This window comes from Bradyrhizobium sp. AUGA SZCCT0431, assembly GCF_018131065.1.
GTDB lineage: Bacteria > Pseudomonadota > Alphaproteobacteria > Rhizobiales > Xanthobacteraceae > Bradyrhizobium.
Genome location: NZ_JAFCLR010000014.1, coordinates 154,572 through 176,707, shown reverse-complemented (window position 1 = coordinate 176,707; position 22,136 = coordinate 154,572). Strand labels below are relative to the sequence as shown.

Below are 22,136 nucleotides of genomic sequence, written 5' to 3'. Positions count from 1 at the left end.
TTCAAGACGCCGCGCGCAGCTTTGCTTCGTGGCTGGGCTGCGCGAAGTCGCAGCGCTTCGCGACGACCAGGAACAGCAGGACCAGCGGCACCATCGATGCCAGCAGCGCGGCGCTGGCGACCAGCGCCGCCGCCGGCGATCCCCAGGCGTCCTGCAGGCTCCCGGCGGCGGTGGGTCCGGCCGCCATCAGGACGTAGAAGCAGGTATAGAACAGACCAAAACCCACCGACCGATCGGCGGTCTCGAGCACTCTTGCGGGCATCGTCAGGATCGCACCCGACATCGGACCGATCGCGACGCCAAAAATCAGGCAGGCGATCGTCGGATGAAAATTCTCCACAAACAGCATCAGCGCACCGGCTGCGATCAAGCTGCAGACAATGATTGCGGTGATCGGCCGGCCCGCGCGGTTCACAAGATAGCCACCGGCCGGAATGGCGAGAATGGTGAACCAGATCGACAGACTCGTCAGCGCCGCCGCACCCGTCGGCGAGGATCCCTGCGCCACCAGCAATAGCGGTGCGTAGCTGAAGAACAAAACGCAGGCGAGATTCATCGCGCCCCAGATCGTGCCCGATATCACCACCGGCATCAGCGCCGCACGCGGCACCCGGCCGCGGCCGGCGGCCTCCGACTGGCTCGGCTGCACGGCGCGGGGAATCATCGCAAACGCGACCAGCACCGCCACCGAGCAGATCGCACCCGACGCCATCACCGCGTGCCAGCCGAGCGAATGGGCGATGAAGGTCTGGATCGGCAGCGCAATCATGGCGCCGAACGGCCAGCTCATCTGCAGGAACGACATCGCCAGCACCATCTCGCGGGCATCGAACCAGTCCGCCACCATCTTGGTCGCGACCAGACCCACGATCGTGCCCCCGACCCCGCCGATGGTGCGCGCCGTCAGTGCGAAGGCGAGATCACCGGAATAAGTCAATGCCAGGCCGGAAACCGCCATCAGCACCAGGCCCACGAGCCCGAGCGTCTTTTCGCGGCCCCGGCTTCCGAGCAATCCGGCCGGGAATGCGACGATGACGCCCGGCAGCATATAGGCGCCGAGCAGCAAGCCTACTTCCGAATAGCCGATGCCAAGATCGGCCATCATGAGATTGGCCGCCGACCCGATCGATTGGAACTGGAATCCGATGGCCGCGCGCGTCGCGAACAACACCGCAAGGATGATCCACCTGCGTCCGGGCATACCGATACTCCTGGGATCAATCCGTTCGTTCGCCGCTGAGCACGTTGGAGAACTCGGATAATTCATCCTCGGAGATCTCGTTCAGAGTCAAGCGCAATTGCATGATCGCGAGATCGACCAGATGGCCGGCAAAGGAAACGCCGCCGGAAACCAACAAATTGCGCTGCTCTACCAGCACCGGAAGCACATTACGCAAACGACGCGCACTCAACTCATCCATAGCGATGCCCTTTGAGAGGTCGCTGCGACGTCGCGACCAGCCACTGGCCCGTGGTGGCGACGTCGGCGAAAAGTTCGATCGCCCTTGTGGCGAGCACATGCACGGCGGCGGCATCGGTATTGGGCCGCGACCGGCTCACGGATGCATCGCTCAGGAAGGTGACGCTGTGCTCCCTGCGCGCGGCATCCATCGCCGTCGCTAGGCAGGTTTCCTCGGCGACGAGACCGGCAATGGCGAAGCTTCCGGCCTGCGAGACCACGCTTTCGAACAGATGATTGCTGTAGCAGGACGGCTGCTGGCGCTCGAACACCATGTCCGACCGCCGCGGCTCGAGACCGGAAATCCAGGCCGACTGGCTCGAGCGTTCGAGTATCCCCGGGCCATCGCCCCGACCCTCGGCTTGCCGCGTGAACGCGATCGGTATGGCGAACTCGCGCGCATGCCGGATCGCGGCCATGCAGTTGTTCAGCGACCGCTGAATGTCGCGCGCGTTGTCCCTGGCCAATGCGGCGTAGTTTTTCTCCTGCAGGTCGACCATGATCAGCAGGCGGCCACGCGAGGCGCCGACATAGGTTCGCAGATCAATAACTGAACTCATTGGACGACATCCGCCGCTTCGCAAATTCCCCGGCTCGTGGATTTTTCGAGGATGCCCGGTCTATCCCAGCGGCCTTCGGGACGAATGAGCACGTAGGGATCGTCGTTGAGGGTGATACTTTGCGGATGCCTCTCGGTCTCGAGTTTGACCTCGACATAGTCAAAGTCGGAAAACACGAACTTGCGGCCGGGCGCGCGCTTGAAGCCACGTTGCTGCCAGAAGCCGAGCAGCCGGGTCTGCGCATGCGCGTACAGCACGCGGTAGCCCTTCTTCCGGCACAGCTCGATGGCCGTGTCCACGATCTTGCCGGCCAGGCCGGCGTTGCGACTTTCGTTGCGGACGGCCAGTCGTTCGAGCTTGGCGAAATCCGCAAAATAGCGGATCCGCATGCAGCCGACCGGCTCGCCATCCTTGTGGCAGATCAGATGGGTGGCGGAGAAATCGTTGCCGTCGAATTCCTCTTCAAACGGGCAATGTTGTTCGCCCATGTAGACCGCTCCGCGGATCGCAATGACGCGCGCCATCTCGTCCATCGAGCGGACGACCTCGACGGTGACCGGCTCGGGCGGCATTGCCTTGACCCGCGGAAGATCCTTCGAGCGGTCGAACATCTGCAGATGCGGCGCGAACAATTCCTCGTAACTTGCGCCCGGTTGGAAGCCGAGCGGCTCCAGCACCCGCAGGCCGCCCTTGGTGATGGGACGCGAATAGAGGTTGACGCCCTGGTAGAGCGGCGAGGAGATTTTCTGCAGCACCAGCGGGATCGCTGCCGCGAGCGTACCCTTGGCATGGATCGCCCAGACATAGATGCCGGCTGGACGCTCCGATTGCCGCGCGACGTAGCACAACTCGGGATCCTTGGTGTTGAGCCGGCCATCGAGCAGCCGGCGCATGCCCTCGTGGGTTAGCGGCAACACCGCAAGGAAGCCCTCGCCCTTGGGGTCGCTGATATCGAACCGGTCGCTTCGCGCGATTGCCCAGAAAATATCGGGGTTGTGGCGCGCCGCCGCCTGGAGGATTTCGTTCTTGGTTAATCCCGGTATGTCGGCGCGGGCCCTGTCAACCAGCGAGGCGATGCCGGCGGCCCCGACGGTGAAAATCACCGTGCGTCTGGCCACTTGAAGATTGGTCATTCTCTCGAGAGAATGGGCCGTAGACCGGCTGGCGGGAACCGACCGGCTGGCGCGAGCATGCTCCCGGGCGGATTTTCTGATCAGATCGATGTCGAGCGCGTTCATTGATCGTCTCTTGATTGTGTAAGATTTGGTTTTCTGCCAATAATAGAAATATGGTTCCCTTAAATTAGAAGGCGACAAACGAGGCGATTTGTATGCACTCAGGTGAGCGCAGGGGCGCGCACAACGGCGCGCACATGCCGGGACGAATGGCGAACTGGGATCTGGTCCGGATTTTCCTGGCGGTCGCCAGAACCGGAAGCTTCCGCGCCGCGGCTGCGCAGCTGAACATGTCCGCCAATTTCCTCAGCAAGCGAATTTCAGTCCTTGAGAATGCCTACAAGACGCCCCTGATGACCCGCCACGTCGACGGGATCAGGCTGACGCCGGAAGGCGAGGCGGTTCTGGACGCCGCCAAGCGGATGGAAGAGGCGTCCTTCGGGCTTGACCGCGCGCTAAGCCGGGCGACGCCGGCGCTCACCGGCGAGGTCCGGCTTGCCGTGACCGAGGGGCTCGGCACTTTCTGGCTGGCGCCCCGGCTGGTCGAATTCCAGCGGGTCTATTCCGGACTGCTGGTCGATCTGAAATGCGAGATGCGATCGGCGGACGTGCTCCGGCTCGAAGCCGATGTCGCGGTGCAGCTCGAGGAGCCCGCTAATCCCAACCTGAAGCGGGTCAAGATCGGCCGGCTTCACATCATGCCGTTCGTCAGTCCGTCTTATGTCGAAATCTACGGCATGCCGACAGACCTGAACGACCTGCAGCAAAATCATCGCATGGTGATTCAGGACGCAGAGCAGACCAAAGGCAAGGAGATGTACGAACGGCATGCCGCACGCGAACAGCTCGGCTTTGTCGCGATGCGCAACAACGTCTCCAGCGCGCATGTCTGGGCCGTCTCCAAAGGCGCCGGCATCGGCTGGTTGCCGACCTACATACCGGCGATCGCCGGGCCCTTGATTCCGCTCGATCTCGGCGTCCAGTTTCCGCTCGACATCTGGCTCACCTACCACCCCGATGCGAAGCGGATTCCACGCGTCAAGCAATTGATCGACTGGACCATCCAGGCGTTCGACGGCCGCAAATATCCGTGGTTTCGGGATGAGTTCGTCCATCCCAACGATTTGCAGAAAACCTACAAGGGTGAGCCGCTGGTGAATCTGTTCGCTGGTTTCATGAAAGAATCACGGTCAAAGATTGGCTGAGTGAGGCAAATGAGCAAGTCGACCGACGGGCAAATCGATCAACTGGTGAAGGCGCGATGGCTCGCGCTCGGGCTTTCGCAGAACGATCTTGCGGAAGTACTCGGAGCCCCTGGCCAGCCGACGCCGAAAACCAACAACGGGTCGGGCCGCGTTAGTGCCGGCCGCCTGATGCAGGTGGCGGACGCGCTCGGCGTCTCCCACGATCTGTTCGAGGGCCTGTCGCCGTCGACCAAGCCGCAATCCGGTATCGCCAATGCCGATACGAAGCAGGCACTGCTCGAACTGCGTTTGCTGCGCGTATTCCGCGAGCTGCAGGACAACAATACCAAGCGGATGCTGATCCAGCTCGCCGAGCAGATCGTCAAGCGTCAGGCCGCGGGTCCCGACCAGGCCGGCTAGAGCCATTTCCGTTCCGATTGAGACAGAACGAGGCTCCAGATTCTTGATTTGACGCGTTTTCTTGACGCGAACCGGCATCCACCCCCGGATCAAGCCCGAGGCATGCTTCGCTGGAAAACGCTCTAACCGGAACGCCCGCGCATCAACTCCCTCCGCGCATGGTCGCGATGCATCTGCCCCATTGATGAACGCGGCAAATCGGTGTCTGTGACACAGGCCGGGCGACCTTCTCCGGCCCGGCTTGCATCGCCGGGCGGGCCGCGGCGTCATGAACCGGGCCCTGTTTTTGCGAATGTCTGCTTCCGAACCCAACGCGCCCGCGCAGCCTGCGAACTGGATCGCCAACCAGCCCTATTTGCTGCTCAGCATCACCGCGCTGTGCTGGGCCGGCAACGCCATCGTCGGCCGCCTCGCCGCCGGGCATATCGCACCGGTGACGCTGTCGTTCCTGCGCTGGTCGTTCGCGTTCCTCATCATCCTTCCCTTTGCCTGGAAGCATCTGATGCGCGACTGGGCCGCGATCCGCGGCCGCCTCGGCATCATGATCTTTCTGTCGATCACCGGCATCGGCGCCTTCAACACCCTGCAATATTGGGCGCTCGAACACACCCAGGCGCTCAACACGCTGCTGCTGCAATCGGCCGGGCCGCTGATCGTCGCAGTGTGGTCGCTGGTCCTGTTCGGCATGCGGCTGACGCTGGCCCAGGCCGGCGGGGTTCTGCTGTCGCTGGCCGGCGTGCTTGTGATCCTGCTGCACGGCGATCTCACCACGCTCAAGAACATCGAGTTCAACAAAGGCGATCTCATCTTCATCGTGGCGCTGGCGATCTTCGGGCTTTATTCGGTGCTGTCGCTGAAACGCCCCGCCATCCACGGCCTGTCGTTCGTCGCCTTTACGTTCGGCGCAGGTGCTGCGTGCCTGATCCCGCTGTTCATCTGGGAACTGTTCGCACGGCCCCTGATGCGGATCGACGCCGCCAACCTGCTGACGCTGTTTTATGTGGCGCTGTTTCCCTCGACGCTGGCCTATCTCTGCTTCAATCGCGGGGTGCAGCTGATCGGCGCCAACCGCGCCGCCCCTTTCTTTCATGTGGTGCCGGTGTTCGGAACCGTGATGTCGATCGCCTTCCTCGGCGAGCACCCGCAGCCGTTCCACTTCCTGGGCTTTGCGCTGGTCCTGACCGGGGTGTTTGTGGCGTCGCGAAAGCAAGCGACCGACTAGTTTTGGACAGCCTGGTTGCGGTGACTTGCAGCGGCAAATCCGCTATCTATCGGGCCTGCTTCGCAGGATTTCACTGATGGCGCGCGCCAGCAATCTGATGATCGGGACCTTGACCCTGGCGTTGATCGCCGGGTCGCTCGGCTCGTTCCTTGGCTATCAGAAATTCGCTGGCAATAAGCAGAAGACGCCGTTCCGGGTGATCTTCGAGGGCTCCGCCTCCGGCCTGCGCCAGGGCGGCAGCGTGAATTTCGCAGGGGTCCGGGTCGGCAAAGTGGTGTCGATGCAACTGGACCATCCGCGCCGCGTCGTCGTGCTCACCATGATCGACGGCAACACCCCGGTACGCCGGGACACCCAGGTCGGCCTCGAATTCCAGGGCCTGACCGGCATCGCCGCGATCTCCTTTACCGGCGGCACGGTCGATCCGCCCCCGCTCGGCGCCGACGGCATTCCCGAACTGACCGCGGATCCGGAAGGGTTGCTGGACATGCAGGAGAGGATCCGCGTGGCGCTGCGCAACGTCGACAAGATCATCGCCGACAATGAAGTCGCGGTGAAAGACACGCTGCGCAATTTCGAAACGTTCACGGCCTCGCTGTCTGGCAGTGGCGAGCGGATCAGCAGCATCATCAGCACGGCCGATGACGGCATCAACGCGGTCGACGGAGCGCTGACCAAGACCACGAACTTCCTCGGCGGCCTTGCCAGCGACAAATATGGCGGCGAACTGCTGCCGACCGTGATTTCGATGCGCGAACTGATCGAAAGTTTCGACAAGAAGTCCGACACGGCGCTGAAAGAAGCTCGAAAAATGCTGATCGATCTCAGCCAGTCCATCAACAATAGCAAGTTTGCCGCGCCCCCCGCCAGGCGATAGCGTATTGCCCGATAATAAACCAAGAACAGGGACTGCTCCGCCGTGCTCGATAAATCCGCTGGCCTGACCGCTCCGCCGCCGACCGTGACCCGCGCCACGAGCGAGGTGCCGCGCGCCTTGAAACGCTATCTCGCGCTCGACGATTTCGAAGCCACGGCGCGGCGGCGGATTCCGAAGTTCCTCTACGGCTACATCGCCGGCGGCGCCGAGACCGACGCCGCGGTCCGCGACAACCGCGCAGCCTTTGACGAATATGGTTTCGTGCCGCGCGTGCTCAACGACGTCTCCGGCCGCGACCAATCCACGACGCTGTTCGGCAAGACCTACGCCTCGCCGTTCGGCATTCCGCCGATGGGCTCCTCGGCGCTGTGCGCCTATCGCGGCGACATCGTGCTGACACGGGCGGCGGCCGCCGAAAACGTGCCGATGATTCTCTCCGCCTCCTCGCTGATCACGCTGGAGGACGTGCGCCGGGAAAATCCGGCCGCCTGGTACCAGGCCTACCTGGCGGGCCTGCCCGCCCGTATCGAGCCCCTGGTCGACCGGGTCGCCGCGGCCGGCTACGACACGTTCGTCGTCACCGCCGACGTGCCGGTGCCGCCCAACCGCGAGAACAACATCCGCAACGGCTTTCAGGTGCCGCTGGCGATCACGCCGCGCGTCGCCTGGGATACGGTAACCCATCCGCACTGGCTGTTCGGCACCTGGCTGCGCACCGTGAAGAACCACGGCATGCCGCATTTCGAGAACATGGACGCGCAGCGCGGCCCGCCGGTGCTGGCCAAGAATCTGATGCGCAACATCGGCGCCCGCGACCAACTCGCCTGGAAGCATGTCGAACTGATCCGCAAGCGCTGGAAGGGCAAGCTTGTCGTCAAGGGACTGGTCTCGCCCACCGACGCCCGGATCGCGCGCGAGAGCGGCGTCGATGGCGTGATGCTCTCCAACCATGGCGGCCGCCAGCTCGACTACACGATGTCGGGCCTGCGCACGCTGCCGGAGATTGCGGCCGAGGCGAAAGGCATGACTATCATGGTCGACGGCGGCATCCGCCGCGGCACCGACGTGATCAAGGCGTTGGCGCTCGGCGCCCATTTCGTCTGGGTCGGCCGTCCCTTCCTCTACGCGGCGATCGCCGGCGGCGAGGCCGGCGTGCAGCGCGCCATCAGCCTGCTCCATGCCGAGATCGACCGCGACCTCGCGTTGCTCGGCATTCGCAGCATCAGCGAGATCACGCCGGATCTGGTGCGGAAGTTCTAGGGCCGGGCCGGCGCTCGGCGGCTCGCAGCACATTGCAGGCTCGGGAATGCTCGCGCGGCGGGGTCAGGGGCCCTATTGTATTGCGCAACCGCGTGCAGGCTGGGTATCCTCGACACCCTCAAAGGCGAGGGGAGAAGGCCGATGACCGCTTTCAATACGGTGCGTTTCCGAGTGAAACCAGGACGCGATCAGGAGTTTCTGGATGCCCACAATAACGTTGAAGCGACGTGGCCGGGCCTGACGCACGCCAACATCATCAAGACCGGTGACCGCTCCTATTGCATTATCGCCGAGTGGAAAGACATGGACGCGTGCGTCGCGGCGCGGCCGAATATGATCGCGACCCTCAATTCTTTTCGCGATACGCTCGAAGACCTCGGCGGCGGCCTGGGCGTCACCGATCCGGCGGCGGGTGAGGTCGTGCTGGCACTGAAATAGTTCGTGGCGGTCCTCTTCGGCATTCGCAGAACGTCCCATTGACGGCTCTGAACAACTCGGAAACCCTGCCCGCGCTTGCGGGATTGACTTCAGTCGCCCGTTTCGAGCACGGCTGACGGGGCATTTCCGGCCAGGGACGGTTAGCTGAAGTGGTACGTCTATTGCTTCCGGGCAATCTGCGCGTGAGGGGAAAGAACACACGATGATCCGCCTGTTTCTCGATCGGCTCTACCTTTTCTCCGGCTATCTCGCCGGACTTTTCCTGATTGCGATTTTCGTGCTGATGATGCTGCTTTCGGCCGGCCGGCCGCTCGGCATCAACATTCCGGCGGGCGACGATTTCATCTCCTGGTGCATGGCGGCGACGGCCTTCCTCGGGCTCGCCCATACGTTCAAGCACGGCGAGATGATCCGCGTCGGTCTTTTGATCGACCGCCTCAGCGACACCATCCGCCACTATGTGGAGATCGCCGCGCTCTTGGTCGGCACCGGCTTCATCGGCTTTTTCGCCTGGCACGCCTCGGTCATGACGTGGCAGTCGTGGAAGTTTTTCGACATTTCGCAAGGCGTGATCGCGGTGCCGCTGTGGATACCGCAGCTCGGCTACAGCGGCGGCCTCGTGATTCTCTTCATCGCCTTTGTCGATGAGCTGCTCCACGTGCTGCGCGGCTTTCCGCCGCGCTACGAGTTGCCGAAACCAAAGAGCGCCGAAGAGATCGTCGAACGCGCCATGCAGAGCGGGGTCTGACATGGAGCTGCTCTCGATCGCCGCCATCCTGCTGGGATTTCTTGCGCTGCTGCTGGGTGCCGGCGTCTGGATCGGCGTCGCCTTGATGGCGACGGGATGGGCCGGCATGCAATTCGCCGGCGGCGCCATTCCAGCGGGCAGCGTGCTGGCGACAACGGTGTGGGGCAACAGCGCGTCGTGGTCGCTCGCGGCCTTGCCGCTGTTCATCTGGATGGGCGAAATTCTCTTTCGCACGCGGCTCTCGGAAGAAATGTTTCGCGGATTTGCGCCGTGGCTGAACTGGCTGCCGGGCCGGCTGATGCACGTCAACGTGCTCGCCTGCGGCGTGTTCGGTTCGGTGTCGGGATCGTCGGCCGCGACCTGCGCCACGGTGGCCAAGATCGCCCTGCCCGAGTTGAAGAAGCGCGGCTATGACGAAGGCCTGAGCCTCGGCTCGCTGGCCGGCGCCGGCACGCTCGGCATTCTGATCCCGCCGTCGATCACCATGGTGGTCTACGCCGTGCAGGCCAACGTCTCCATCATTCAGGTCTTCCTCGCCGGCTTTCTGCCGGGCTTGCTGGTGATGGCGCTTTACTCCGGCTACATCGCCGTCTGGTCGCTTGCCAATCCGAAGCGCACGCCGCCGGCCGATCCGCCGATGAGCTTTCGCAAGCGCATCTCAGAATCGCTCAATCTGTTCCCCTGTCTGCTGCTGATCGCCTTCGTCTTTCTGTCGTTGCTGATGGGCTGGGCGACGGCGACGGAATGTGCGGCCTGGGGCGTCCTGGGATCGCTCGCGATCGCATGGTGGCAGGGCGCGCTGACCTGGCAGGCGTTCTGGGCCAGCGTCATGGGCGCAACGCGGGTCAATTGCATGATCCTGCTGATCCTGGCGGGCGCATCCTACATGGGCACGTCGATGGCCTATACCGGCATCCCGCTGGCGCTTGCGAACTGGGTGAACGGTCTCCAGCTCAGTCCCTATGCGCTGATCGCGGCGCTCACCGTCATGTACATCGTGCTCGGCACGGCCCTCGACGGCATTTCCATGATCGTGCTAACCACGGCCATCGTCATTCCGATGGTGAAGCAGGCCGGCTTCGATCTGATCTGGTTCGGCATCTTCTTGGTGCTGGTGGTGGAAATGGCTGAAGTCTCTCCGCCCGTCGGTTTCAATTTGTTCGTTTTGCAGACCATGAGCGGCAAGGATTCCAACACGGTCGCCAAGGCCGCCCTGCCGTTCTTCTTTTTGCTCGTTCTGGCGGTTGCCATCATCACGATGTTTCCTGGTATCGTGATGCTGCTGCCGCGGATAGCGTTCCCTGGCTAGAGAAAGGTATTGTCATGTTGAGGCTTGTTAGAACGTCCGCAATGGCTGCCGGTGTCGCGGCGTTTGCGGTTTCCGCAACGGTCGCTCCCGCAACCGCGCAGACGAAATGGAACCTTCCGGCGGCCTATCCGGCGGACAATCCGCATTCGGTGAACCTGATCGCGTTTGCCAAGGACGTCGGCGACGCCACCGGCGGCAAATTGCAGATCACCGTGCATCCCGCAGCGTCCCTGTTCAAGGCGCCGGAAATCAAGCGCGCCGTCGCAACCGGTCAGGCTCAGGCGGGCGAGGTCCTGATCTCGCTGCATGAGAACGAGGACCCGCTGTTCGGCGTGGACGTCATCCCGTTCCTGGCAACGAGCTATCCGGCAGCCAAGAAGCTGTGGCTGGCGTCGAAGCCCGCCGTCGAAAAGAAGCTCGCGTCGCAAGGCCTGATGCTCCTCTTCGCGGTGCCGTGGGGTCCGCAGGGCATTTTTGCCAAGAAAGAACTCAACACCGTCGAGGATATGAAGGGCCTGAAGTTTCGCGCGTATAATGTTGGTACCTCGCGCATCGCCGAACTCGTCGGTGCCCAGCCCATCACCATTCAGGCGGCGGAATTGCCGCAGGCGCTGGCGACCGGCGTTGTCAACTCGTTCATGACCTCAGGCTCGACCGCCTACGACAGCAAGGCGTGGGAAACCATGACGCATTTCTATGATGCGCAGGCCTGGATTCCGAAGAACGTCACCTTCGTGAACAAGGCGGCTTTCGACGCGCTCGACAAGCCGACCCAGGAAGCGATCCTCAAGGCGGCTGTCGTCGCCGAAGAACGCGGCTGGAAGCTCAACGAAGAAAAGGCGAAGTGGTATCTCGAACAGCTTCAGGCGAACAAAATGAAGGTGCTGCCGGTGCCTCCGGCGCTGAAGTCCGGCCTTGAGAAGATCGGGGAGCAGTTGACGGCCGACTGGTCGAAAAAGGCCGGGGCCGATGGTGATGCCGTGATCGCCGCCTATAAGAAGTAGGACGATCAAGAAGCAACACGATCGTTATCGCGTTCTGCTAGCAAAACACGTCATGCCCGGCCTTGTGCCGGGCATGACTTCATTTAAACAGAAAGACGTGGATGGCCGGGACATAGGCGAGCGGAAGCGACGCCGTCCTTTACGGCTATGACCAATTCAGACCATTCTAGCATTGCAGCCATAGTAGCATTGCAGACGCGGGACTTGTCGCGCGGCAAAAATCCGGCACAACTCCCGCGAGACCATGACCAGCCCCGCGCCACTGCCGCCCGCCCGCGATCCGGTCGGCTGGCTCAACAACCAGCCTTACGTCCTGCTGACCCTGACCTCGCTGTTCTGGGCCGGTAACATCGTGCTGGCCCGGCATGTCGGCGACCACGTGCCACCGATCACGCTGACCACGATCCGCTGGTTCGGCGTCTTCCTGATCCTGCTGCCGTTCGCCTGGCCGCATCTCAAGCGCGACTGGAAGGTCTTGCGCGCCCATCTGCCGCTGATGCTGTTCCTCTCGCTGATCGGCTTTGCCTACAACAACGCGATCTCCTTCTGGGCGATGCAATACACCCAGGCGCTGAACGCGCTGCTGATCCAGTCGTCCGGCCCGCTGTTCGTGGCGATGTGGTCGCTGGTCCTGTTCGGCGTGCGGCTGACCGGCGCGCAGCTCGCCGGCATTGCCCTTTCGCTGATGGGCGTCCTGACTATCATCCTGCGCGGCGATTTCTCGGCGCTCGCCAGCATCAGCTTCAACAAGGGCGACGTGATGTTCGCCTCATCGCTGGTGTCGTTCGGGCTTTACTCGGCGCTGATGCCGCGCCGCCCGGTGACGCATCAATTGTCGCTGATCTCCTTCACTACCTGTTGCGGCGCGCTGATGCTGGTGCCGTTCTCGGTCTGGGAGTTTTCGACCGGCGCCGTGCTGAAATTCGATTTCCTGACGCTGGCCACATTGGCCTATATCCTGATCTTTCCCTCAACGCTGGCCTACATGTTCTTCAACCGCGGCCTGGCGCTGATCGGGCCGAACCGCGCCGCGCCGTTCTTCCATCTGGTGCCGGTGTTCGGCTCCGCGATGGCGATCCTGCTGCTCGGCGAGCAATTGCGGCTGTTTCACCTGGTCGGCTATGCGCTGGTGCTGGCCGGCGTCGTGATCGCGTCAAGGCGCGCCTCGGCGCGGAAATGAAAACGCGCGGCTGCGACCTCTCGACCATGCTGGACCGCCTTTCGCTTTCGTTCCGGGCAGGCTAGCTTGCCCGCCAACCCCTCAAAAAAACCAAACGGGAGAAACGACCCTATGATCGCGTCTTTGAAACGATACCGGCGCATGGCGGCGGCAACATCCTTGCTGTTCGCGCTGGCATCAACGGCTTCCGCGCAGGCTCCGTATCCGAACCGCAACATCACGCTGGTGCTGCCGTTCGCCGCCGGCAGCGGCACCGACACCACGACGCGGATCATCTCCAAGGAACTCGGCACCGCGCTCGGCGTGGGCATGGTGATAGAGAACAAGGCGGGCGCCAATGGTTCGATCGCGGCGAGCTATGTCGCCCGCTCCGCGCCGGACGGCTACACGCTGTTCGTGACGACCAACACCACGCATTCGGCCAATCCGTATCTGCTCAAGACCATGAGCTACGATCCGATCAAGGATTTCACGCCGATCGCGCGGACCGGCGACCTGCCCTTCATGCTAGTGATCCATCCCGACATTCCCGCCAATTCGGTCGCCGAACTGATCGCGCTGGCGAAGAAGGAGCCGGGCAAATACTCCTATGCCAGCGGCAGTTCGTCGGCGATCGTCTCCGGCGCGACGTTTGCCCGCCTCGCCGGCATCGACCTGCTGCACGTCCCCTACAAGAGTTCGCCGCCGGCGCTGACCGACGTGATCGCCGGCCGCGTCTCGATGATGTTCATCGATGTCCTGACCGGATTGCCGCACGTCAAGGGCAAGGCACTGAAGTCGCTGGCCGTCACCACCAAAAAGCCCTCCGCCCTGCTGCCGCATCTGCCCACCATGGACGCTACGGTGAAGGGTTTCGACATCAGCTCATGGCAGGGCTATCTCGGCCCGGCCAATATGCCGAAGGACATGGTCGCCAAGTTGAACGCGGAAATCCGCAAGGTCGTCGAGCGGCCGGACACCAAGAGCCAGCTCGCCGAGCGCGGCATGGAGGCCTTCTCGAGCACACCGGAAGAGTTCGACGCGTTCCTGAAGGAGCAGCTGGTGCTGTGGGAAAAGCTGATCGCCGACGCGGGGATCGAGAAGCAGTAGAGGGTAGATCGTAGGGTGGGCAAAGGCGCATCGCGCCGTGCCCACCATCTACCGACGGAGCGTGATCTGGATGGTGGGCACGCTTACGCTTTGCCCACCCTACGAAGCTGGCGCGATCACTCGGTCGATGGCGCCAGCCCAAGACCATTTGGGGTGCCGGCCTCGAAGCCCAAAGCGGCTTCAACCCATTTCGCCACCCGCAGCATACGATGATCGTTCAAATAGGTGCCGACGATTTGAACGCCGAGCGGAAGACCATTCTTGCCGAATCCGGCCGGCAGGGTCACGGCCGGCACGCCGAGCAAGGTCCACGGCGCGCAATATTCCGCATCGCCGGTATAGTGCAGGCCGCGCGGGGCTTCGCCAAACGCCGGCAATGTCAGCACGGCATCATAGCCCGTCATTTCCGCAGTCAATTTGTGGCGCCAGGCGTCCTGGAACGCCTTAGCCGCAAGGTAGCTGGTCGCCGAATGAGCCTTGCCGCTCTCGACGAGCGACTTCAGATGATCACTGGTGCGTTCCGGATAATTTGCGACGAGATCGGCGAATATCAGCGCAGCCTCGCTCGACAGGATGCAATTGATCGTCGTCCAGTTCGCGTCGTCGAATTCGGATAATTCAAGTTCCTCCAGAATGGCGCCCTCGCCACACAATCTGGCGATGGCTGTCTCGAACACTTTTTGCTGCTCGCCTTCAACGCGCGACCATTTTGCAAAACGCACGACGGCAAGGCGCGGCTTGTTAAGCGGCGGCAGCCCGGTGCCGATATCGACGGCAAAGGCGGGCAACGGCCGGCCATGGAGATCGCGATCGCTCGAACCGGCTAGATGCGCCAATGCGAACGCGACATCATCGACCCGCCGGGCAAAGAAGCCGACATGGTCAAGCGACGGGCTGAGCGGATGCACGCCGATGCGAGGGATGGCGCCAAAGCTCGGCTTGAATCCGACGATGCCGTTGAACGCGGCAGGCCGGATGATCGAACCGAGGGTCTGGGTACCGAGCGCCAGCGGCACCAGTCCCGCGGCAACGGCGGCCGCCGAACCTGACGAAGATCCGCCCGGCGTATGCTCGCGATTCCAGGGGTTGACCGTCGGTCCCGGATGCCGCCAGGCGAATTCGGTCGATACCGTCTTGCCGAAGATCGTCGCGCCGAGATTGCGCAACCGCTCGACCACCCAGGCATTTGCGGTTGGAACCTGACCGGCATAGACGGGCGAACCGTTCGTCGTCGGCATGTCTGATGTGGCGATGATATCCTTGATCGCCACCGGAATGCCCGAGAGCGGGCCTGGCCGCCGCGCGGTATCGACAGGCAGGTATTCAAACGCTCTCAGCGCGGGCTCGAGGGCTTTCGCCTTCTGCAGGCACCCGGCCGCATATTCGTCCGCCATTGGCTGGCTGTCGCCAAATAGACGCAGAAGCTCAAGAACCCCTGCTTCCGAATTGGATACGGGACGCGCGCGTCGATCGGTCATGCCAGCTTTCCGGAAAAATGAGCCCAAGCCGACAGAATAACAGACAGGGTAGTGTGGACCAGAGGGCCTGGAGAAGCAGTAGGCTCCCACACTCACCGTCATGGCCGGGGCATAGCCGTCTGAAGGACGGCGTCGCTTCCGCTCGCCTATGACCGGGCCATCTACGTCTTTCTTTGTTACGGCAAGCAAAGACGTGGATGCCCGGGACATGCCCGGGCATGACGATGTGGTTGGTGCCGAGAACTGGTTACGCCGCCCGCACCTTGACGAGGAATTCGTCGACCGCGTTGCGCAGCATGCCGGACTGATTGTCGAGCTCGCGCGCGTTCGAGAGCACGTCGGACGCCGCCTTGCCGGTGGCTGCCGCCGCCGTGGTGACGCCGCCGATATGGGCGCTGATCTCGCTCGATCCCGCCGCCACCGACTGGATGTTGCGCGCGATCTCGCGCGTCGCGTCGCCCTGCTGTTCGATCGACGTCGAGATGCTCACGGTGATCTCGCTCATCTGCGCGATGGTTTCGGTGATGCCGCCGATCGAGGAGACCGCCTCGCTGGTGGAAGCCTGCATCGCCGCGACCTGGGCCGAGATTTCCTCGGTCGCCTTCGCAGTCTGGTTGGCCAAAGCCTTCACTTCGGAAGCAACGACCGCAAAGCCGCGGCCGGATTCACCGGCGCGCGCCGCTTCGATCGTCGCATTGAGCGCCAAGAGATTGGTCTGCGCGGCGATCGAGTGGATCAGTTTGACAACCTCGCCGATCTTCTCGGCACCCGTGGACAGCGCCTGGACGGTGGAGTTGGTGCGCTCGGCATCGCCGACCGCCTTGCTGGCGATGTCGCTGGAACGCGCCACCTGGCGGGCGATCTCGGCCACCGAGCTCGACAGCTCTTCGGCGGCCGCCGCGACCGTGCCGACATTGTTCGACGAACTCTCAGATGCGGCTCCGACGGTCGCAGCGCGCGCGCTGGCGTCGCTGGCGGTCGCCGTCATCGATTGCGCCGTGGTCTGCATGCCGGCGGCGGCCGTCGATACCGAGCGGACGATGCCGTTGACGCTGCGTTCGAAATCGCTGGCGATGTTCTCCATCGCGGTCCGCCGTTCGGCTGCCGCACGCGCCTGCGTCGCGGCTTCGGCCTGTTCGAGGCCGCGGATCCGCACCGCATTGTCCTTGAAGATCTGCACGGTTGCCGCCATCGCGCCGACCTCATCGCCGCGCCCGAGACCGGGAATTTCACCGTCGATCTTGCCATCGGCCAGCGCCTGCATGCGCGCGCCGAGTTCGCCAAGCGGCTTTGAGATGCTGCGGCCGATCATCCAGGCGATGCTGCCCGCGATCACGGCGATGCCGAGAATGGCGAGCCCCAACAGCCACGCGATCGGCTTCATCTTGGCGTCGAGATCGTCGAGATAGGCGCCGGTGCCGACGAACATGTTCCAGCCGGGGATTCCGACCGCGTAGGAAACCTTGCGGATCAGGGTCTCCTGGCCCGGTTTCATGTATTCGTAGGGCAAGGTGACTTCGCCCTTGGCCGCGACGCCGTCGCGCAACTCGCGCGCGAGTTTTCTGCCGTTGGTCTCGACGTCGAGGCGATTCTGACCGATCTGCTTGGGATCCGGCGTCACCACCGCGACGCCATCCATCGTATAGGCGAACACGTAGCCGGAGCCCTTGTCGAAGGTCAGCGTAACGCCGCGGCGGCCGAATTCGGCAATCGCCGCTTCCTTGGTGAGTTGGCCCGCTTCAACCTGCTTTTGCAGCCCCAGCGCCATGTTGCGCGCCATTTCGACGATCGCCCTGGTCTGGTCGATACGCGCATTCAGCATCTCGCGCTGCATCAGGTGGCCCGCGAGCACGCCGGCGGCGCACAGGCCGAGCAGCGTCACCCCCACCAAGATACCGAGCTTGGGGGTGATCTTCAGATTTGACAGCTTCACAGGGGGGCTCCGGGGAATGCGCGCGGGACGCGATTGGCGAATTGATTCGCCGCACGTTATAGTCAGAGCCTTTAGCGCTTTGTTACGAAGCCCCTCCGTAGAAGCCCGGACATGCAAAAAGCATTGGTCTCTATGCTGCGGGATTGTGCGAGAAGCTGATCAGGACGTTTATAATTCGGGGGGCAGCGGCACGCCGCCGCAGCCATAATCAACACCGAAGAGTCAAATCGGGAGCAGGAAATGCCGAAATTCAGGATATTGACGCCGAAAGGCGCGAGTTTCACGGTCGCCGGCGGCGGCTACGACTATGAAATGGAGGCGCTGGAGCCGATCGGGGCCGAGATCATCGAGGCGCCGGCCAACGAGGCGGAATTCATCGCCGCCGCCCGCACCGCCGACGCCATCTACGCCAAAGGCATGCGGATCTCGAAAACGGTCATCGACGCGCTCGATAATTGCAAGGTCATCACGCTCGGCAGCGTCGGGGTCGACAGCGTCGACGTCAAAGCCGCTACCGCCCGCGGCATCCCCGTCACCAACATCCCCGACACCTTCATCGAGGAGGTCGCCGACCACGCCATGATGCTGCTGCTCTCGGGCTTCCGCCGCCTGGTCGAGCAGGACAAGATGGTCCGCACCGGCCGCTGGTCCGAGGGCCGGCCACAGCTTTTGAAGATTCCGCGGCTGATGGGGCAGACGCTCGGCTTCATCTCGTTCGGCCGGGTGGCACGCGCGGTCGCCAAGCGCGCAGCCCCGTTTGGCCTGCGGATGATCGCCTATGACCCGTTCATCCAGGAAACCCTGATTTCCGACCATGGCGTGCTCCCGGCGACCCTGTCGGAGGTGCTGTCGCAGTCGGATTTCCTGTCGATGCACGCCCCGGCGCGGCCGGAGGTGCATCACATGCTCGGCGAGAAGCACTTCAAGCAGATGAAGAAGAGCGCAATCTTCATCAATACCGGCCGCGGCGCCACCGTGGACGAGGAAGCGCTGATCAAGGCGCTGCAGGAGGGCTGGATCGCGCACGCCGCCCTCGACGTGCTGGAAACCGAGCCGCCGTCGCACAACAACCCGCTGCTCTCGATGGAAAACGTCACGCTGACGGCGCATGTCGCCTCGGCATCGGCACGTTTCGACGAAGCGCGCAAGCGCCGTGTGGGCTACGAATTGTCACTGGTGCTGTCCGGAATGTGGCCGGTAAGCTGCGTCAATCCGTCGGTGCTGCAAAACACCTCGCTTCGTCGCTGGCAGCCTGTCAGCATGGATCGCGGTCCCAACAGCTAGGACGGCCGAACGCGTCGTCGGGCGAAGCGGAGAACGGTCCGCGCCCGGGAAAACGCACCAGGAAGAAAACTATACCCTTCGGTTCCGCTGGGAACCGGAGGCCGCGAGTTCATCGGCGATCAACGCCGGGAGCAGGAAAAACAGGGAGACGAATATAATGAAGAACGATATTACCCGCCGCGAGGCGCTGGCACTGGGTGTTTCCGCCGCCGCGCTGGCCGCCACCGGCGCATCGGCGCAATCACCCATCAAGGCCGCCGATGTTCCGGTGCCCAAGTTTGCGATCGAAAAAGGCGCCTCCTTGCGCATGCTGCGTCCGGTTCGTTTCGTGCAGGCCGACGAGGACGTGTTCCGCGCCAATGCCGCCAAGTTCACCAAGGAGACCGGGGTCGAGGTCAAGGTCGACTTCGTCGGCTGGGAAGACATCAACCAGCAGACCGCGGTGACCTCGAACTCCGGCGCCGGCCCCGACATGATCATCGGCTTCTCCGACGCGCCGCACATTTACGTCGACAAACTGGTCGAACTGAGCGACGTCGCCGATTACCTCGGCAAGCGCTACGGCGGCTGGCTGCCGCTGGCGCAGACATACGGCAAGCGCAGCAAGAGCAACGCCTGGATCGGATTGCCGTTCGGCGCGACCGCCGGCCCCCTGATCTACCGCAAGTCGATCCTGAAGTCGGTCGGATACGACTCGGTCCCGGAAGACCACGCCGGAATTCTCCAGCTGTGCCAGAAGCTGCAGAAGGCCGGCAAGCCGGCCGGCTTCGCGCTCGGCAACGCCAAGGGCGACGGCAACGGTTTTGCCAACTGGGTGCTGTGGTCGCATAACGCTGCCCTGCTCGATGAATCCGGTAACATCGTCATCAACAGCAAGGAGACCGTCGCCGCGCTGAAATGGGTCAAGGAACTGTACCCGACCTTCATCGCCGGCACGCCGTCGTGGAACGACGTGAGCAACAACCGCGCCTACTCCGCGCAGGAAATCTCGCTGACCGCCAACGGCGTCTCGCTGTATTTCTCGCTGAAGAACGATCCGGCGACCAAGGCGATCGCCGAGGACAGCGAGCATCAGTTGCTGCCGAAGGGCAATGCCAAGATTTCGCCGATGGCGGGCCTGACGCTGAACGCGATGCTGTTCAAGCACAGCCAGTACCCCAACGCCGCCAAGGCCTTCCTGACATTCATGCTGGAAAAGGACCAGTACGAGCCGTGGCTCAACGCCAACTCCGGCTACTGGTCGCAGCCGCTGGCCGCCTACGCCGAAGCCAAGGTCTGGTCCGAGGATCCCAAGGTCGCGATCTTCAAGAACACCATGCAGAGCACGTATTACGACGGCTACAAGGGTCCGATCTCGACCGCAACGGGTGCTGTCAGCGCCGATTACGTGCTGGTGCAGATGTGCGCAGCGGTTGCGACCGGCGCCTCGACGCCGGAAGCCGCCGCCGCGGAGGCGGAGCAGCGTGCGAAGCGGTACTTCCGGCGCCAGGACCGGTAACGGCCGCCGTTGCAGAAGTTAAATTCCGTCATTCCGGGATGGTGCGTAAGCACCAGACCCGGAATCTCGAGATTCTCAGGTGCGCAATTGCGCACCATAGTTCGATGCTTCGCATCGCCCCGGAATGACACTGACCAAGGCGGGACAACCATCTGATGTCTGTGACGACCCTACCTTCTCGACCTCGACGCATCATTGAGCAGCGGCAACCGGGCTGGATCGTGCGCCTGTTCGACTACAAGCCGTTCCTGATCGTGATGTGCCTTGCGCCGGCGATCGGCCTCTTGGCGGTGTTCCTCACCTACCCGCTCGGCCTCGGCGTCTGGCTCGCCTTCACCGATACCACCATCGGCCAGCGCGGCGTCTTCATCGGCCTGGAGAACTTCCAGTACCTACTGAAGGATCCCTTGTGGTGGAACGCGGTGTTCTACAGCGTGTTCTACACCGCGGTCGCGACCATCGGGAAATTTGCGCTCGGCTTCTGGCTGGCACTGCTGCTCAACAACCACTTCCCGCTCAAGAGCCTGCTCCGCGCCATCATCCTGCTGCCGTGGATCGTGCCGACGGTGTTGTCGGCGCTGGCGTTCTGGTGGATCTACGATCCGCAATTCTCGATCATTTCCTATCTTTTGGTCGACGTGCTGCACATCCGCACCACCAACATCGACTTCCTGGGCACGCCGTGGCCGGCGCGGTTCTCGCTGATCGTCGCCAATATCTGGCGCGGCATTCCGTTCGTGGCGATCTCGCTGCTGGCGGGCCTGCAGACCATCTCGCCCTCGCTCTATGAGGCGGCGATGCTGGACGGCGCCACCGCCTGGCAGCGCTTCCGCTTCATCACGCTGCCGATGATGATGCCGATTCTCGCCATCGTGATGACGTTCTCGATTATCTTCACCTTTACCGACTTCCAGCTGGTCTACGCCATTACCCGCGGCGGGCCGGTCAATTCGACGCATCTCTTGGCAACGCTGGCGTTCCAGCGCGGCATCGCCGGCGGCGAGCTCGGCGAGGGTGCGGCGATCGCGGTGTCGATGATCCCGTTCCTGGTTTTCGCAACATTGTTCAGCTACTTCGGCCTCGCCCGCCGCAAATGGCAGCAAGGAGAAGCCAATGACTGACGTAGCTGCCTCACCGGGCAACAGCAATGTCGCCAGCGCCACGCCGGACACCATGTCGTGGGATTCCCGCGCGCGGCGGGTGATGATGATCTATCTGCCGCTGTCGTGCTTCGTGCTGATCCTGCTGTTCCCGTTCTACTGGATGGCGATCACCTCGTTCAAACCGAACGCGGAGCTTCTGAACTACAAGGAGCACAACCCGTTCTGGATCACCTCGCCGACCATCGCCCACATCAAGCATCTGCTGTTCAATACGGCGTATCCGACCTGGCTGAAGACCACGATGTTCGTGGCTGTCGGTTCAACCTTCCTGTCGCTGTTCGCCTCGACGCTGGCCGCTTACGCGATCGAGCGGCTGCGCTTCCGCGGCAGCCCCTATGTCGGCCTCGGGATCTACCTCGCCTATCTGGTGCCGCCCTCGATCCTGTTCATTCCGCTGGCCACCGTGATCGTGCAATTCGGCCTGTTCGACTCGCCGATGGCACTGATCCTGGTGTATCCGACCTTCCTGGTGCCGTTCTGCACCTGGCTGCTGATCGGTTACTTCAAGTCGATTCCCTATGAGCTGGAGGAATGCGCGCTGGTCGATGGCGCGACGCGGCTGCAGATCCTGCGCCGGATCACGCTGCCGCTGGCGGTGCCCGGCCTGATCTCGGCCGGCATCTTCTCGTTCACGCTGTCCTGGAACGAGTTCATCTACGCGCTCGCCTTCATCCAGAGCGGCGCCAACAAGACCGTTCCCGTCGCGATCCTGACCGAACTCGTCACCGGCGACGTCTACCAGTGGGGCGCGCTGATGGCGGGCTCGCTGCTCGGCTCGCTGCCGGTCGCACTGTTCTACTCGCTGTTCGTCGACTATTACGTCTCGTCGCTGACCGGCGCGGTGAAGGAATAGAC

The 22,136-nt window shown here is 63.0% G+C and carries 21 protein-coding genes; 15 read left to right on the top strand and 6 right to left on the bottom strand.

The genetic code is table 11. The features are described from left to right. Position 1: 1 nt before the first annotated feature. From JQ567_RS16220 to JQ567_RS38180, 4 genes are read right to left on the bottom strand one after another with little or no spacing between them, the layout of a single operon-like run. Positions 2–1,201, bottom strand: coding sequence for an MFS transporter (locus JQ567_RS16220; protein WP_212439750.1), 1,200 nt, complete (start codon positions 1,199–1,201; stop codon positions 2–4). Between the two features lie 16 nt (positions 1,202–1,217). Continuing rightward, positions 1,218–1,421, bottom strand: coding sequence for a hypothetical protein (locus JQ567_RS16215; RefSeq protein ID WP_212439749.1), 204 nt, complete (start codon positions 1,419–1,421; stop codon positions 1,218–1,220). Next, entirely contained in the window at positions 1,414–2,019 is a 606-nt protein-coding gene (locus JQ567_RS16210) for an isochorismatase family protein (protein WP_212034333.1), read from the bottom strand. The genes JQ567_RS16215 and JQ567_RS16210 overlap by 8 nt, the downstream gene beginning before the upstream one ends. Then, positions 2,016–3,152, bottom strand: coding sequence for a GNAT family N-acetyltransferase (locus JQ567_RS38180; RefSeq protein WP_249165491.1), 1,137 nt, complete (start codon positions 3,150–3,152; stop codon positions 2,016–2,018). Before JQ567_RS38180 ends, JQ567_RS16210 begins: the two co-directional genes overlap by 4 nt. Before the next feature lie 197 nt (positions 3,153–3,349). Between JQ567_RS38180 and JQ567_RS16200 the strand changes: the two genes are divergently transcribed. From JQ567_RS16200 to JQ567_RS16150, 11 genes are all read left to right on the top strand, one after another. Continuing rightward, a complete protein-coding gene (locus JQ567_RS16200) occupies positions 3,350–4,399 on the top strand; it encodes a LysR family transcriptional regulator (protein WP_212439748.1) in 1,050 nt (349 codons plus the stop codon). A gap of 9 nt (positions 4,400–4,408) precedes the next feature. Continuing rightward, positions 4,409–4,798: a helix-turn-helix domain-containing protein gene (locus tag JQ567_RS16195; RefSeq protein ID WP_212439747.1), complete on the top strand. Its 390-nt coding sequence runs from the start codon at positions 4,409–4,411 to the stop codon at positions 4,796–4,798. A gap of 292 nt (positions 4,799–5,090) precedes the next feature. Next, positions 5,091–6,020 (top strand): DMT family transporter, encoded by a 930-nt coding sequence (locus JQ567_RS16190; protein ID WP_212439746.1) that lies wholly within the window; start codon positions 5,091–5,093, stop codon positions 6,018–6,020. A 76-nt stretch (positions 6,021–6,096) separates the two neighbouring features. Next, positions 6,097–6,897, top strand: coding sequence for an MlaD family protein (locus JQ567_RS16185; protein WP_212439745.1), 801 nt, complete (start codon positions 6,097–6,099; stop codon positions 6,895–6,897). A 42-nt stretch (positions 6,898–6,939) separates the two neighbouring features. Beyond that, positions 6,940–8,157, top strand: coding sequence for an alpha-hydroxy acid oxidase (locus JQ567_RS16180; RefSeq protein ID WP_312017411.1), 1,218 nt, complete (start codon positions 6,940–6,942; stop codon positions 8,155–8,157). A 141-nt stretch (positions 8,158–8,298) separates the two neighbouring features. Continuing rightward, positions 8,299–8,595, top strand: a complete 297-nt coding sequence (locus tag JQ567_RS16175; protein WP_212439744.1) for an antibiotic biosynthesis monooxygenase — start codon at positions 8,299–8,301, stop codon at positions 8,593–8,595. Positions 8,596–8,797: 202 nt separating this feature from the next. Continuing rightward, positions 8,798–9,343 carry a TRAP transporter small permease gene (locus JQ567_RS16170; protein WP_212439743.1) on the top strand — a complete coding sequence of 182 codons (546 nt, stop codon included), beginning with the start codon at positions 8,798–8,800 and terminating at the stop codon, positions 9,341–9,343. A gap of 1 nt (position 9,344) precedes the next feature. Continuing rightward, complete coding sequence (locus JQ567_RS16165) at positions 9,345–10,652, top strand: TRAP transporter large permease (RefSeq protein ID WP_212439742.1); 1,308 nt, start codon at positions 9,345–9,347, stop codon at positions 10,650–10,652. Positions 10,653–10,693: 41 nt separating this feature from the next. Beyond that, a complete protein-coding gene (locus tag JQ567_RS16160) occupies positions 10,694–11,656 on the top strand; it encodes a TRAP transporter substrate-binding protein (protein ID WP_212439741.1) in 963 nt (320 codons plus the stop codon). A 244-nt stretch (positions 11,657–11,900) separates the two neighbouring features. Then, positions 11,901–12,836, top strand: a complete 936-nt coding sequence (locus JQ567_RS16155; RefSeq protein ID WP_212439740.1) for a DMT family transporter — start codon at positions 11,901–11,903, stop codon at positions 12,834–12,836. Positions 12,837–12,947: 111 nt separating this feature from the next. Further along, complete coding sequence (locus tag JQ567_RS16150) at positions 12,948–13,925, top strand: tripartite tricarboxylate transporter substrate binding protein (RefSeq protein WP_212439739.1); 978 nt, start codon at positions 12,948–12,950, stop codon at positions 13,923–13,925. Positions 13,926–14,041: 116 nt separating this feature from the next. Here the strand turns inward: JQ567_RS16150 and JQ567_RS16145 are convergent, their stop codons facing one another. Continuing rightward, positions 14,042–15,403 carry an amidase gene (locus JQ567_RS16145; RefSeq protein ID WP_212439738.1) on the bottom strand — a complete coding sequence of 454 codons (1,362 nt, stop codon included), beginning with the start codon at positions 15,401–15,403 and terminating at the stop codon, positions 14,042–14,044. 247 nt (positions 15,404–15,650) lie between these two features. Continuing rightward, positions 15,651–17,336 (bottom strand): methyl-accepting chemotaxis protein, encoded by a 1,686-nt coding sequence (locus JQ567_RS16140; RefSeq protein WP_212439737.1) that lies wholly within the window; start codon positions 17,334–17,336, stop codon positions 15,651–15,653. A gap of 240 nt (positions 17,337–17,576) precedes the next feature. Between JQ567_RS16140 and JQ567_RS16135 the strand changes: the two genes are divergently transcribed. From JQ567_RS16135 to JQ567_RS16120, 4 genes are all read left to right on the top strand, one after another. Further along, positions 17,577–18,620: a C-terminal binding protein gene (locus JQ567_RS16135; protein WP_212439736.1), complete on the top strand. Its 1,044-nt coding sequence runs from the start codon at positions 17,577–17,579 to the stop codon at positions 18,618–18,620. Between the two features lie 157 nt (positions 18,621–18,777). Continuing rightward, positions 18,778–20,118, top strand: a complete 1,341-nt coding sequence (locus JQ567_RS16130; RefSeq protein ID WP_212439735.1) for an ABC transporter substrate-binding protein — start codon at positions 18,778–18,780, stop codon at positions 20,116–20,118. Positions 20,119–20,273: 155 nt separating this feature from the next. Then, on the top strand, positions 20,274–21,239 hold the full coding sequence (locus JQ567_RS16125) for a carbohydrate ABC transporter permease (RefSeq protein ID WP_212439734.1): 966 nt from the start codon (positions 20,274–20,276) through the stop codon (positions 21,237–21,239). Next, the gene (locus JQ567_RS16120; RefSeq protein ID WP_192737599.1) at positions 21,232–22,134 is read left to right on the top strand and encodes a carbohydrate ABC transporter permease; all 903 of its coding nucleotides are present in this window, start codon (positions 21,232–21,234) and stop codon (positions 22,132–22,134) included. The genes JQ567_RS16125 and JQ567_RS16120 overlap by 8 nt, the downstream gene beginning before the upstream one ends. The last annotated feature ends 2 nt before the right edge of the window (positions 22,135–22,136 follow it).